General features: G+C 72.5%; 9 protein-coding genes. 4 read left to right on the forward strand and 5 right to left on the reverse strand.

Features of this window, described 5'->3' with window-relative positions:
- The first annotated feature begins 18 nt into the window (after window positions 1–18).
- The 3 genes from PS271_RS20615 (at window position 19) to PS271_RS20625 (ending at window position 7,959) form a co-directional block, all read left to right on the forward strand.
- Complete coding sequence (locus PS271_RS20615; protein WP_398383625.1) at window positions 19–2,550, forward strand: ABC transporter permease; 2,532 nt, start codon at window positions 19–21, stop codon at window positions 2,548–2,550.
- Window positions 2,551–2,704: 154 nt separating this feature from the next.
- On the forward strand, window positions 2,705–3,586 hold the full coding sequence (locus PS271_RS20620; protein ID WP_398383627.1) for an NAD(P)-dependent oxidoreductase: 882 nt from the start codon (window positions 2,705–2,707) through the stop codon (window positions 3,584–3,586).
- A gap of 173 nt (window positions 3,587–3,759) precedes the next feature.
- The gene (locus tag PS271_RS20625; protein WP_398383628.1) at window positions 3,760–7,959 is read left to right on the forward strand and encodes a Pls/PosA family non-ribosomal peptide synthetase; all 4,200 of its coding nucleotides are present in this window, start codon (window positions 3,760–3,762) and stop codon (window positions 7,957–7,959) included.
- Between the two features lies 1 nt (window position 7,960).
- Here PS271_RS20625 and PS271_RS20630 read toward each other — a convergent pair whose 3' ends face one another.
- Window positions 7,961–8,401 carry an RICIN domain-containing protein gene (locus PS271_RS20630; RefSeq protein WP_398383629.1) on the reverse strand — a complete coding sequence of 147 codons (441 nt, stop codon included), beginning with the start codon at window positions 8,399–8,401 and terminating at the stop codon, window positions 7,961–7,963.
- A 150-nt stretch (window positions 8,402–8,551) separates the two neighbouring features.
- Between PS271_RS20630 and PS271_RS20635 the strand changes: the two genes are divergently transcribed.
- The gene (locus PS271_RS20635) at window positions 8,552–9,340 is read left to right on the forward strand and encodes a hypothetical protein (RefSeq protein WP_398383630.1); all 789 of its coding nucleotides are present in this window, start codon (window positions 8,552–8,554) and stop codon (window positions 9,338–9,340) included.
- Between the two features lie 37 nt (window positions 9,341–9,377).
- Here PS271_RS20635 and PS271_RS20640 read toward each other — a convergent pair whose 3' ends face one another.
- The 4 genes from PS271_RS20640 to PS271_RS20655 all read right to left on the reverse strand — a co-directional run bounded on the left by PS271_RS20640 (window position 9,378) and on the right by PS271_RS20655 (window position 14,215).
- Entirely contained in the window at window positions 9,378–10,274 is an 897-nt protein-coding gene (locus PS271_RS20640; protein WP_398383632.1) for a carbohydrate ABC transporter permease, read from the reverse strand.
- Between the two features lie 49 nt (window positions 10,275–10,323).
- A complete protein-coding gene (locus PS271_RS20645) occupies window positions 10,324–11,691 on the reverse strand; it encodes an extracellular solute-binding protein (RefSeq protein ID WP_398383633.1) in 1,368 nt (455 codons plus the stop codon).
- A gap of 125 nt (window positions 11,692–11,816) precedes the next feature.
- Entirely contained in the window at window positions 11,817–12,518 is a 702-nt protein-coding gene (locus tag PS271_RS20650; RefSeq protein WP_398383634.1) for a response regulator, read from the reverse strand.
- Entirely contained in the window at window positions 12,515–14,215 is a 1,701-nt protein-coding gene (locus tag PS271_RS20655; protein ID WP_398383636.1) for a sensor histidine kinase, read from the reverse strand. The genes PS271_RS20650 and PS271_RS20655 overlap by 4 nt, the downstream gene beginning before the upstream one ends.
- Between the last annotated feature and the right edge of the window lie 170 nt (window positions 14,216–14,385).

Raw genomic sequence — 14,385 nt, forward strand, 5'->3', positions numbered from 1 at the left:
CTTCTCCCAGGACAGACCATGTTCCGTACCGCCCTGCGCAACCTCCTCGCGCACAAGACCCGGCTGATGATGACCGCCCTCGCGGTCCTCCTCGGCACCGCCTTCGTCTCCGGCACCCTCATCTTCAGCGACTCCGTCGGCGCCGCCTTCCGCAACAAGATGACCAAGAGCCTCGACGACGTCGCGGTCTCCGTCACCCCCGGCGCCCCCAGCACCGACAAGGACGGCGCCCGGGCCCTCGACGACCGCGTGGTCGCCACGCTCCGCGCGCTGCCGGGCGTCGCCTCCGTACGCCCGTCCGTCGGCGGCGTCGCCATGATCGCCGACAGGCAGAACAACCCGGCCGGCAGCGAATGGGGCAGCACCGGCACCAACTACGTACCGGGCACGGACGGCAAGGACAGCCGCTACCCGATCGTCAAGGGCCGCGGGCCCGCCGCCGAGGGCGAGATCGTCCTCGACGAGAAGACCGCCGCGAAGACCGGCACGAAGATCGGCGGCACCGTCCGGCTCGCGATCGACGGGCCGGTGATGACCAAGAAGCTCGTCGGCATCGCCGAGACCGACGACCCGCGGGTGAGCGCCGGCGGCAGCCTCGCGCTGTTCGACACCGCGACCGCGCAGAAACTCTTCGGCAAGCCCGGCGAGTTCAGCGACCTCGTCGTCTCCGCGAAGCCCGGCACCGACCAGCAGAAGCTGACCGCCGACGTCCGCAACGTACTGCCGAAGACCTTCGAGGCGCAGAGCGGGAAGCAACTGGCGGCCGAGCAGTCGAAGATGATCGACAAGGAGACCAGCTCGATCCGCAACACCTTCCTGGCGTTCGCGGGCATCGCCCTCTTCGTCGGCGTCTTCATCATCGCCAACACCTTCACCATGCTCATCGCCCAGCGCAGCCGGGAGATCGCGCTGCTGCGCGCGGTGGGCGCCTCGCGCCGCCAGGTGGTGCGCTCGGTGCTGATCGAGGCGGGGCTGCTGGGCCTGGCGGCCTCCGCCGCGGGCCTCGTCCTCGGCCTCGGCGTCGCCACCGGCCTGCGCTCGGTGCTGAACACGACCGGCGCGAGCCTGCCGGACGGCCCGCTCGTCATCGAGCCCGCCTCCGTCCTGCTCGCCCTCGGCGTCGGCGTCGTGGTCACGGTCGTGGCCGCCTGGCTGCCCTCCCGCAAGGCCGCGAAGATCGCCCCGGTCGAGGCGCTGGCCACCGTCGAGCAGCCGCCGGCCGTCAAGAGCCTCGTCGTCCGCAACGCGATCGGCGCCGTGCTCACCGCCCTGGGCGCCGCGGTCATGCTGTACGTCACGACGCTCAAGGACAGCGGCGGCCTGGAGATCGCGATGGCGGGCGCGGCCCTGACCATGGCGGGCGTCATCGTGCTGGCCCCGCTGCTCTCCCGCCCGGTCGTCCACCTCTTCGCCCGGGCGACGGGCCGGTTCACCGGCGTCAGCGGCAAGCTCGCCAAGGAGAACGCGCTGCGCAACCCGCGCCGCACCGCCGCCACCGCCTCGGCCCTGATGATCGGCCTCTCGCTGATCACCGGCCTGACCGTGGTCGCGGTCTCGTCCCATCAGGGCGTCGCGAAGATGGGGCAGCAGGACCTGACGGCCGACTACAAGGTCACCTCCGCCAACTTCGGCGGCCTCTCCCCGGACATCGCCGAGACCCTCGCCAAGGAGCCCGGCGTCGCCGCCGCGGTCCCCATGCGCTCGGTCGGCTTCCAGTCGGACGGCGCGCCCGCCCTCGTCTACGCCACGGACCCGGCGGCGATCGGCAAGGTGTCCGACGTGCGCTTCGTCAGCGGCTCGCCGGCCGACGTCCGCGACGGCACGGTCGCCGTGTCCGACGAGTACGCCCGCGACCACGGTTTGAAGGTCGGCTCCACCCTGCCGATGTCCTTCTACGACGGCAAGAAGGCCGCCCCGAAGGTCGCCGCGGTCTACGCGAAGAACGACGTCTACTCCGCCGTCCTGGCCACCCACGCCCTCGTGGACCCCCACCTGGACAAGGTCCGCGACGACGAGGTGCTGGTGAAGGCGGCCCCCGGCAAGGCCGGCGAGCTCAAGGCCAAGATCAAGGAGACCCTGGGCGGCAACCCCCTCATGAAGGTGCAGTCACCCGAAGACCTGCGCCGCGCCGAGGCGGGGAGCATCGAGGACATCCTCTACCTGATGTACGGGCTGCTGGGCATGGCCGTCGTCATCGCGGTCGTCGGCGTCGTCAACACCCTGGCCATGTCGGTCTTCGAGCGGACCCGGGAGATAGGGATGCTGCGCGCCATCGGCCTGGCCCGGCGCGAGGTCAAGCAGATGGTCCGGCTGGAGTCCGTGATGATCGCGATGTTCGGCGCGGTGCTGGGCGTCGGGGTGGGCATCTTCCTCGCCTGGTCCGGCGGCCACCTGGTCCGCTCGTCCTTCCCGCAGTACGAGATGGTCGTGCCGTGGGCACGGATCGCGGTCTTCCTGCTGATCGCCCTCGCCGTGGGCGTCCTGGCCGCTCTCTGGCCGGCCCGCAGGGCGGCGAAGCTCAACGTACTGGAGTCGATCGGGGCGCAGTAGCCTCCGGCGGCTGCCGCCGCCCCCTCACCTCCAGGTAAGTGCCCACCTTTTTGTGCGTACTTGGCGTGGCGCGTCCCATCGGGAAATCTGATGGAGGCGCGCCACAGCCGTTTCGTACTGCACCTACGCATCGCACAACTGGAGCCTTCCGCACATGAGCACCTCCGCTACCTCTCCCGTTACCGTCCTCGGCCTGGGCGCCATGGGGACGGCCCTGGCCGGCGCGTTTCTGGCGAACGGGCACCCCACCACGGTGTGGAACCGCACCCCCGCCCGGGCCGAGCCGCTGCTGCCGCTGGGCGCCATCCGCGCCGACGACGTCGCCGGTGCGGTGGAGGCGAGTGAGCTGGTGGTCGCCTGCCTGCTCGACTACGCCTCCGTGCGGGAGGTCCTGGAGCCCGTCGCCGGACGGCTGAAGGGCCGCACCCTCGTCAACCTCACCAACGGCACGCCGGCGCAGGCCCGCGAGACGGCCGCGTGGGCGGCTGAGCACGGGATCACGTACCTCGACGGCGGCATCATGGCCGTGCCCCCGGGCATCGGTACGGAGCAGGCGTTCGTCCTCTACAGCGGGCCGCGGGACGCCTTCGACGCGCACCGGCCCGTGCTGGAGCGCCTGGGCGCGGCGCACTTCGCGGGCACCGAACCGGGCCTGGCGGCGCTGCTCGACATCGCGCTGCTGAGCGGCATGTACGGGATGTTCGCCGGCGTCTTCCACGCCCTGGCGCTGGTGGACACGGCGGGTGTGCCGGCGGAGGAGTTCGCGCCGCTGCTCGGCACCTGGATCGGGGCCATGGCGACGGGGATCCCGCACTACGCCCGGCAGATCGGGTCCGGCGAGTACGCCGACGGCGTCGTGTCCAACGTGGCCATGCAGTCCGCCGCCTTCGGCAACCTCCTCCGGGCCGCCGAGGACCAGGGCCTGAGCCCGGAGCTGATCGCCCCGCTCCAGCCGCTGATGGCCCGCCGGGTGGCGGAGGGCCACGGCCACGAGGACGTCGCGGGCATCGTGGAACTGCTGCGGAAGCGCGCTTGACGGGCGGGGTCCGGGCCCGGGCCGGCGCCCGGGCCCGCCCTGACCCGGCTTCCCGGAGCGCCTTCAGCTGCGGGTATATGCCTGCTACGGCATATGTGCCCGGCGAGCGGCGGGCGGCGGCAGGCCGGCGGCGGTAAAATGTAGGGGCCCTGAGTGGCCCGACAACTCCCTGAATGTCCATGGCGTCCTACGGCGAGCGGAGACGAGGAGAGGCGCCCCGGCGGGACCCGCCGCGGGAGGAGGCGCCACGGTCTTCGAGCCGGCCCGACGGTCTGCTGACCGCCGCCGCGGACGACGGATCGGCCCGGTGGCGCGACGGCGAGCGGCTGGAATGCCTGTTCGAGGAGCAGTGCGCCCGGCTGCGGGCCGAGGGGCGGGAAGACCGGCTCGCGGTGGACGCCGGCGACGTCACGCTCACCTACGCGCAGCTGGACGCGAGGGCCAACCAGCTCGCCCGCTTCCTGCTGGACCACGGCACCCGCCCCGGCGACCGGATCGGCCTGCTGCTCGACGAGGCCGTCGACGCCTACGTCGCGATGCTGGGCGTGCTGAAGGCGCACGCCGCGTACGTGCCGCTGGACGCCGGCTTCCCCGCGGACCGGCTGTCGTACATCGTCTCCGACGCCTCCGTGCGGACGGTCCTCTCGCTCTCCCGCCTCGCGGACCGGGCGGCCCATCTCGCCGACAGTGCACGGTTGTTGTACCTGGACCGCGTACGGGACGAAGTGGCGGCGCGGCCGCGCGAGCGCCTCGGCGCCGTCACCACCGCACGGCAGCAGCACGACGACCTCTGCTACGTCATCTACACCTCCGGCACCACCGGCCGCCCCAAGGGCGTGGCCATCGGGCACCCGGCCATCTGCAACTTCGTCCGCGTGGCCGCGGAGGTCTACGGCATCACCGGCGAGGACCGCGTCTACCAGGGGATGACCCTCGCCTTCGACTTCTCCGTCGAGGAGACGTGGGTGCCCTGGATGGCCGGTGCGACGCTGGTGCCCCGCCCGGCCGGGCCCGGTGGCCTGCTCGGGGCCGAGCTGGACGCCTTCCTGCGGGAGCGGCGCGTCACCGCGCTGTGCTGCGTGCCCACGCTGCTGGCCACGCTGGACGAGAGCAGCTCCGCCCTGCGGTTCCTGCTGGTGTCGGGGGAGTCGTGCCCGCAGGACCTCATCAGCCGCTGGCACCGGCCCGGCCGGCGGTTCCTCAACGTCTACGGCCCGACCGAGGCGACCGTCACCGCGACCTGGACCCTCCTGGACCCGGACCGCCCGGTGACGATCGGCGTCCCGCTGCCCACGTACGCGGTGGTCCTGCTCGACCCGCGGGAGAACGCCGCCCTGCCGCCGGGCACGCTGGGCGAGATCGGCATCGCCGGCATGGGGCTCGCCAGCGGCTACCTCAACAGACCGGACCTGACCGACCGCGCCTTCGTCCCGGACTTCCTCGGTGTCCCCGGCAACCCCTCCGGCAGGATCTACCGCACGGGGGACCTGGGAAGGATCAACCCCCGCGGCGAGATCGAGCACCACGGCCGCATCGACACCCAGGTCAAGATCCGCGGCTACCGCGTGGAGCTTGCCGAGATCGAGTCCGTGCTGCTCCGCGTCCCCGGCATCGCCCAGGCCGTGGTCACCCGGCACGAGGCCGCCGCGGGTTCCGTGAGTTCGGCGACCACCGTAGAGCTCTGCGCCTTCTACACCACCCGCGAAGGCGCCGCCGTCGACCCCGACGACGTCGTCGCCCAGCTGCGGGAGCGGCTGCCCGCCTACATGGTCCCCGCCTACCTCGAACCCCTCGCGTCGATACCGGTCCTGCCCAGCGGCAAGGCCGACCGCAGCCGCCTGCCCGCGCCGAGCGGACCCCGCCGGCTCGCCGCGCAGCGCGACTACGCGGCCCCGGAGACCGCGACCGAACAAGCCCTGGCCGGCCGGCTGGCCCGCGTCCTGGGCGTCGAACAGGTCTCCGTGGACAGCCACTTCTTCAACGAGCTCGGCGCCAACTCCCTCCTCATGGCGCACTTCAACGCCGCCGTCCGCGAACTCCCGGACCTGCCCGGCGTCTCGATGAAGGACGTCTACCTGCACCCCACGGTGCGCGACCTCGCCGCGGTCCTGGACCGAGCGGCACCGGCCGCAGCGGACCGCGCACCGGACCTCGCACCCCACCACGTACCGGCACAGCCCCCGGAACCACAGCCGGCCCCGGCACCCCCGGTGAGCACCCCCCGCTACATCCTGTGCGCGGCCCTGCAACTCCTGGTGTTCCTGCTGTACGTGTGCTTCGGCTCCATGGCACTGGACGCCGGCACCGCCTGGGTGATGCAGGCCGGCGGGTGGGCCGTCGTCTACGGCCGCGCGGTCGCCTTCGCCGCCGCCGTGCTGGGCGGGATGGGCCTGGTGCCGGTCGCCGCGAAGTGGGCGCTCGTCGGCCGGTGGACCGCGCGGCGCATCCCCCTGTGGAGCACGGCCTACGCCCGCTTCTGGTGCGTCAAGACCCTGGTCGTTGCCAACCCGCTCGTCCGGCTGTCCGTCGGCACGCCGCTGTACCCGCTGTACCTGCGGGCGCTGGGCGCCGAGGTCGGGCCCCGCGCCCTGATCCTGACGACTCATGTGCCGGTGTGTACCGACCTGCTCACCATCGGCGCCGACAGCGTGATCCGCAAGGACACCTACCTCAACGGCTACCGGGCCCACGACGGCGTCGTCGAGACCGGCGCCGTCACCATAGGCGATGGCGCCTTCGTCGGCGAGCACAGCACCCTCGACACCGGCGTGCGCCTCGGTGACGCCGCCCAGCTCGGCCACGCCTCCTCGCTGCACTCCGGCCAGTCCGTACCGGCCGGGCAGTGCTGGCACGGCTCACCGGCCGTCCCGGCGCCGGCCGGCTGCCAGTACTCCACGGTCCCTCCGGCTCACTGCGGCACCGTCCGCCGCGTCCTCCACTGCGCCTTCCGGCTGCTGATCGCGGTCGCGACCGTCGGCGCGGCGGACGTGGCCGTCGCCGCGCTGCTGGAGTCCAGGCCCTCCCTGCTGGCCCGTACGGTCACGGGGGCGGCCGGCCCGGACACCTGGGCGTACTACCTGCACGGCCTGGAGATCTCCGCGGGCACGGTGCTCGGCCTCGCCGCCCTCGGGCCGGTCCTCGTCACGCTCCTGTCGCGGGCGCTGTGCCGCCTCGTCCGGCCGGGCGCGGTCCATCCGCTGTACGGCGTGCAGTTCGCGCTCCAGCGCGCCACAGCGCGGCTCACCAACATCGTCTTCTACAACGCGCTGTTCGGCGACACCTCGGCCGTCGTGCACTACCTGCGCGCCCTCGGCTACCGGCTGAGACCCTTCGAGCAGACCGGCTCCAACTTCGGCATGACCGTCAAGCACGAGGTCCCCACCCTCAGCCGCATCGGCACCGGGACCATGGTCTCGGACGGGCTGTCCCTGATGAACGCCGAGTTCTCCAGTACCTCCTTCCGCGCCGTCCCGGCCGCCATCGGACAGCGCAACTTCCTGGGCAACGACATCGCCTATCCGCCGGGCGGCAGGACCGGCGACGACTGCCTGCTGGCGACCAAGGCCATGATCCCGGTCAGCGGCCCGCTCAAGGAGGCCACCGGCCTGCTCGGCTCGCCGCCCTTCGAGATCCCGCGCTCGGTCGAACGCGACCACGGCTTCGACGCCCTGGGCACGGGGGCCGAGCGCCGGCGGCGGCTCGCGGCCAAGAACCGCCACAACGCCGTCACCGTCGCCCTGTTCCTGACCGTCCGGTGCCTGTACGTCTTCGGCCTCGTGCTGATCGCCATGCTCCCCATGGGGAACGACCCCATGCTGCACTGGGTGGAGACGGCCACCTCCATCGTGCTCGGACTCGCCTTCACCGCCGGCTGGTTCGCGCTCGTCGAACGGGCCGTCGTGGGCCCGCACGGGCTGCAACCCCGCTTCTGCTCCATCTACGACAAGGCGTTCTGGAGACACGAGCGGTACTGGAAGGTGCCCTCCACGGCCTACCACGCGGTCTTCAACGGCACCCCCTTCAAGCCGCTCCTCTGGCGGCTCCTCGGCGTCCGCACCGGCCGCCGCGTCTACGACGACGGCTGCGGCATCATCGAGCGCACCCTCACCCGGATCGGCGACGGCTGCGCCCTCAATGCGGGCAGCACCCTCCAGGCGCACTCCCTGGAGGACGGCGTCTTCAAGTCGCGCCCCATCGCCGTGGGCAACGGCTGCACCATCGGCACCAGCGCCTTCGTGCACTACGGCGTCGTCATCGACGACGCCGCCCGCATCGACGCCGACTCCTTCCTGATGAAGGGCGAACACGTACCGGCCCGCACGCACTGGCGGGGAAACCCGGCGGCGGAACTGGACGCCGGGAGCCGGGCCTGACTCACCCGGCGGGCTCCAGCCGCCACCACTGCCCGGGGCTGTCCGTGTCCTCGCCCTGCTGGACGTTGCCTCCGGGCTCCGCCGACCCGCCGGCGACCTCCAGCACGAGGCCGCTGATGTGGGCGACGAGGGTGACCGTGCCCGGGGCGTCGAGGTGCTGCTCGATGAGCCACTCCTGGGCGCCGAAGTTGTTGGCCTTCCACTGCTGGACGTTGGCGCCGTTCTCCGTGCTTGCGTTCGCGACGTCCAGCCGCTTGCCGCTGGCGGCGTTCACGAAGTGGTGCAGCCCGCTGCCCTCGTGGACCGGGCTCACGTGCCACAGCTGGGCGGCGCTGCCGTCCTCCGAGCCCTGCTGGACGTTGGCGCCGCTGCCCTTGCGGCCGCCCTCGACCTCCAGCAGCAGACCGCTGCCGGCGTTGCGTACGCGGTACGTGCCTTCCATGGTCCCCACGGTAACCGAAGTCGATCAAGCGTTCGAGATGTGATCGTAATGCGCGCCGGGCGTCCGGCGATGGGAAAGATATTGAACTTTTTACTTCGGCATGACTATATGTGGGGTCGCTTTCCGATCCAGTTCAGAGGAAAACCCTTCATGCGCCGCACCACCGTCCGCCGTACCGCCGTCGCCGCCTCGGCGCTCTCCCTGGCTCTGCTCGTGAGCGCCTGCGGCTCGGACAAGTCCGAGGCGAAGGACGAGACCAAGGGCAAGGCCTCGTCGAGCGCCCCGGCGAAGTCCGACGCCGCGGGCGGTGCGGGCGCGCAGTCGAAGGAGCAGCTGACCAAGCTCCTCATCGCCGACGGCGAGCTCGCCGACCACAAGGTCTCCGAGATCAGCGCCGCCGACCAGGCCTCCGCCAAGGCGATGACCAGCGACAAGGCCGAGTGCAAGCCGCTGTCCGACGTGATGATGCTGCAGGGCGCCGGTACGCCCGCCGCGACCGCCGCCCGCAAGATCATGGCCAAGCCGAAGGGCCCGGCCGTGGGCGCGGACGCCTCGCCCGAGGAGAAGATGAAGGCCGGCATGCAGGGGCTGGGCGCCCTGATCACCAGCGACACGCTGGCCTCGTACAGCGGCAAGGGCGCCACGGAGGCGTTCGCCGCGGTCAAGAAGGCGGGCGCCGACTGCGCCGGCGGCTTCGCCATGGGCGCCGGCGAGGACAAGACCAAGATCAAGAAGGTCGCGCCGGCCACGTACAGCGCGGGTGACGAGGCGGTCGCCTTCACCCTCTCCATGGAGGTCGAGGGCGGCAGCGACAACCCCACCCACCTCGTGGTCGTCCGCAAGGGCAACACCCTCGCCGGCTTCTACGCCGTGAGCCTCACCGGTGCGAGCGAGCAGCCGAAGGCGATCGTCGACGCCCAGATGAAGAAGCTCGGCTGACGCCGGACGGACCCCGGTGCGGGAGGGGGCGGCGGTCTCACACCTCCTCCCGCATCAGCCGCAGGTACATCACCGAGAACAGCGCCCCCACCAGCAGCAGGAGCAGCGCGACGGCCGTCCCGTAGCCGATCAGCGACTTCTGGAACGCCTGGTCGTACATGAACACCGGGAGCGTCCGGCTCCGGTTGCCCGGCCCGCCGCGCGTCATCGCCCAGATCAGGCCGAACACCGACAGGGTCTGCAAGGTGTTGAGCATGAGGTTGGTGGCGACCGAGCGGCGGATCATGGGCAGGGTGACGTGCCACAGACGGCGCGGCCCGCTCGCGCCGTCCACCTCCGCCGCCTCGGTGACCTCCCGCGGGATCCCGGCGAGCGCCGCGGAGTAGACGAGCATGGAGAAGGCCGTGCCGCGCCACACGTTGGCGAAGGAGACGGCCAGGATCGGCAGGGTGAACAGCCAGTTCTGGGCGGGCAGGTGGAGCCACTCCAGGACGGCGTTGAGCGTGCCGCGCCGGTGGAAGAACGTGTAGAGCAGGAAGCCCGCCACGATCTCCGGCAGCACCCAGGCGGTCAGCACGACCGCGCCCGTGAGGGTCCGTACGGGCCGGGAGGCGCGCCGCATGAGGCCCGCGAGGGCCAGGCCGAGACTGTTCTGGCCGACGATCGACGACAGCACGGTGAAGACGAGCGTCAGCACCACCGCGTCGCGGAAGCCGTCGTCGGCGAAGGCGCGGCGGAAGTTGGCGAGGCCGACGAAGGACGCGGACGCCTGGCCGGTGAGCTGCGTGTCGGTGAAGGCGATCACCACGCAGTACGCGACCGGGCCCGCGAGGAAGAGCAGCAGGACGGCAGTCGCGGGCGCGAGGGGCAGCAGGCGCAGGGCCGCCTTCCCCCGGTGCGGCCGCCGGAGCCGGGCCCTGTGCCGGCCGGTCATGTCACCGCTCCGGCCGTCGTCACCGCTCCGGCCACCGCCCCGGTCACCGTCACCGCTCCCGCGCCGTCACACCCGACCCGCCGGCCACCGACTTCAGCTCCTCGTCGTAGCGCTTCGCCGCCTGCACGACGGACGCGTCGCCCGTCGTCACCGCCTCCATCGCGTCCCTGATCGCGCCGGATACCTGCGGGTAGAGCGGCAGCGCCGGCCGGTAGTGGGTGTACGGGACGAGCCCGGTGAAGAAGTCGACGCCCGGCATCGACGACAAGTACTTGCGCGAGGCCGCCACGTCGTCCCGTACGGCGATCTGCCCGTCGCTCACCGTCCACGTGGTGGCGTTGTCCGCCGTCTGCAGCGTCTCGATCACCTGCCACGCGAGGTCCGCCTTGCCGGACTTGGCGCTCACCGACCACGCCCAGCCGCCGGACATGCTGACCGCCCCGGGGGCCGCCCCGTTCTGCGTGGGGAAGGGCGCCCGGCCCATCACCGACGTCCACTGCGGCCAGGGCCTCGTGCCGTTCGGCTGCCAGTACTTGCCGAGCCAGGAGCCGTCGAGGTCGATCGCGAGCTTGCCCGACGGCAGCCAGTCCGTGGCGACGCGGCCGTCCACGTTGGGGTCGAGGGCGTCCGCCGGGTCAGGGCCGAGCTTCTCCGCGAAGACCGTCCGCACGAACTCCAGCGCATCGCGGAACCCGCGGCTCGACGTCACCCACTTGCCCGCCGCCGGGTCGTACAGCGGGTCCTTCCCCGTCCCGTACAGCAGCATCTCGAAGCCCTGCATGGCGGCGGCCTCGCCCGGCGCCTTGCCGGTGTAGACGTTGAGCGGAATGACGCCGGGGACCTTCTTCCTGACCGTACGGGCCGCGTCCAGGACGTCGTTCCAGGTGCGCGGGTGCCAGTCGGCGGGCAGCCCGGCCCGCGCGAAGAGCTCCTTGTTGAACCACAGCCCGCGGGTGTCGGTGCCGTCCGGCACTCCGTACGTCTTCCCGTCCTCGCCCTGCGCCGACGCCTTCGCGGCCGGCGCGAACCGGGCCCAGTCCTTCCAGCCCGCCAGCTCGTCGTCCAGCGGGCGCAAGAAGCCCGCCTTGATGTCGGACTTGATGAGGAAGGTGTCCTCGCGGACGATGTCCGGCGCGGTCTTCGGCGCCCGCATCATCTGCTGGAGTTTGGCGTAGTAGTCCGCCTGGGCGGCCTGGATCGGCACCAGTTCCAGCTTCTTGCCCTCGTGCGCGCGCTCGAACTGTCTCTTGATCCCGGCCAGATAGTCGTCGACGATCCGGTTCTTGTTGTCGGTGTTGCGCTGGTAGGCGATCCGGACGGTGTCCGGGTCGCCGCCGCCGGAGCCCTGGCCGCAGGCGCTGAGGGAGGCCGCGGTGAGACCTGTGACGGCGAGCAGGGCGAGAAGGGTGGGGCGCACGGGCGACCTCCTGGGGGCGGGCCTTCGCGCCGGGCGCGGCGCTTCGGCGGGATGCGCCTTCCTGAGGTCGTACGTTCCCGTTTCGCACCGGCCGTATCCCCGGGGGCCGTTCCCCGGGGCTCGTGTCAGGCCCTGCTCTGCCAGTGGTAGCGCAGTTCGGGGCGGCCGATCTGGCCGTAGCGGGGCGTGCGGGCCGCGCGCCCCGTCGTCACCAGGTGTTCGAGGTAACGGCGGGCGGTGATCCGCGAGATGCCGACGGCGGCCGCCGCCGAACCGGACGACAGGCCCTCGTCCCCGGCGCCCCGCAGCGCCTCGGTGATCGACCGGAGAGTGGACTGGCTCAGCCCCTTGGGGAGCGCGGCCGGCTGCGGTGCGCGCAGGGCGGCGAACGCCCGGTCCACCTCCTCCTGCCCGCTGGCCTCGCCCGCGACCGAGCGGAACTCGGCGTAGCGCGTGAGGCGGTCCCGCAGGGTGGCGAACGTGAACGGCTTCAGGACGTACTGCACGACGCCCAGCGACACCCCTTCCCGTACGACCGTCAGGTCGCGCGCCGACGTCACGGCTATGACGTCGGCGGTGTGCCCGGCCGTGCGCAGGGAGCGCAGCAGCTGCAAGCCGTGGCCGTCGGGGAGGAAGAGGTCGAGCAGCAGCAGGTCGACGGGCGTGCGCTTGAGGAAGTGCGAGGCGTCGCCCAGGGAGTGCGCGATCCCGGCCACGGCGAAGCCGGGCACGCGGCCGGCGTAGAGGGCGTGCGCGTCGGCGGCGACGGGGTCGTCCTCGACGACGAGGACGCGGATGGGCCGCGGGGCGGTGTCGGGTCTGCTCATGAGGGCGCTCCGGTCCGTACGGCGGGGGTCGGCGGCATGTCCGCGGGGTGGGCGGTGTGCAGGGGGAGCCGTACGGTGAACTCCGCGCCGCCGCCCGGCGAGCCGGTGACGCGGACCGTACCGCCGTTGCGGCGCACGGCCTGCCGGACGAGCGCGAGGCCGAGCCCGCGGCCGTGGGGCGCGCCGCCGGGCGACTTGGTCGACCAGCCGCGCCGGAACACCTCCTCCATGACCTCGGGCGCCACGCCCGCCCCGGTGTCCGCGACGCGCAGCAGCAGCTCTCCGCCGTCGCCGGCTTCCGCTCCGGCTTCCGCCCGCAGGGTGACGGTGACCTGCGCGTGCCGGATCTCCGCCGCGCTGCGGTTGGCTTCCTCCGCGGCGGCGTCCACGGCGTTGTCGACGAGGTTGCCGAGGATGGTGACGAGGTCGCGGGCGGGCAGCCGGGGCGGCAGCAGGCCGTCGTCGACGTGCGTCTCGGGCGTGAGGACGAGATCGACGCCGCGCTCGTTGGCCTGGGCGGCCTTGCCGAGCAGCAGGGCCGCGAGGACGGGCTCCGCGACGGCGCCGACGACCTCGTCGGTGAGGGCCTGGGCGAGTTCGAGCTCGGCGGTGACGAACTCGACGGCCTCGTCCGCGCGCCCCAGTTCGATCAGGGACACCACGGCGTGCAGCCGGTTCGCCGCCTCGTGCGCCTGCGAGCGCAGCGCCTCGGCGAAGCCGCGCACGGAGTCCAGCTCGCCGGAGAGCGCCTGGAGTTCGGTGTGGTCGCGCAGAGTGACGACGGTGCCGTGGCGCTCGCCTCCGGAGACGGGCGAGGTGTTGAGGACGACGATGCGGTCGGCGGTCGCGTGGACCTCGTCGACGCGCGGCCCGGCGGCCAGGAGCGCGTCCGTGAGGGTGGGCGGCAGGCCCAGGGCGTCCACGCGGCGGCCGATCACCTCGCCCGTGAGGCCGAGGAGTTCGCGGCCGCCGTCGTTGATGAGGGCGATACGGTGCTGCCCGTCGAGCATCAGCAGGCCCTCGCGCACGGCATGGAGCGTCGCCTCGTGGTAATCGTGCATCCGGCTGAGCTCGGTGGCGTTCATGCCGTGGGTGTGGCGGCGCAGCCGGGCGTTGAGGAGGTACGTGCCCACGCCGCCGAGGGCGAGCGCCCCCAGCGCGACGAGCAGCAGCCCGAGCAGCTGCCGGCGTATCTCGGCGCTGATCGCGTCGACGGTGATGCCCGCGCTGACAAGGGCGATGACCCTGGCGCCGTCCAGGACCGGCACGACCACGCGCACCGACGGGCCGAGCGTGCCCGTGTACGTCTCGGAGAACGTCTCGCCGCGCAGGGCCGGCCCGGTGTGGCCGAGGAAGCGCTCGCCGATGCGGGCGGGGTCCGGGTGGGTCCAGCGGATGCCGTCCGGGTTCATGATCGTCACGAAGTCGACGCCGGTGTCGCGGCGCACGCGCTCGGCGTACGGCTGGAGGCCGGCGGCCGGGTCGGGCGAGCGGACCGCGTCCCGGACGGAGGACGACGCGGCCACGGCGACCGCCGCCGCGGTCACCTCGCGGCGCGCGGCCTCGCCGGCCTGGCCGCGGTCGGCGGCGTACGCGAAGGCCGCGCATCCGGCCACCACAACGGTGACCAGCACGATCTGCATCGCGAAGAGCTGGCCGGCCAGGCTGCGGGGGCGGCGGATGCGGGGTCTGCGCATGGCGGACAGTGTGCACCGCGCCGCGCCCGTGAACGTAATGCACATAAGGGTGACCACGGTCACAGAGCCGTGCATAGTCGCCGGAGCCCCACTCGTCGGGAGAGCGGGGTGCCCGGAACGTACCCGGACACACCGGGACGGGCCCGGGTGTACAGACCATCACCTGCGTA

Source organism: Streptomyces sp. SCA2-17 (assembly GCF_044336695.1).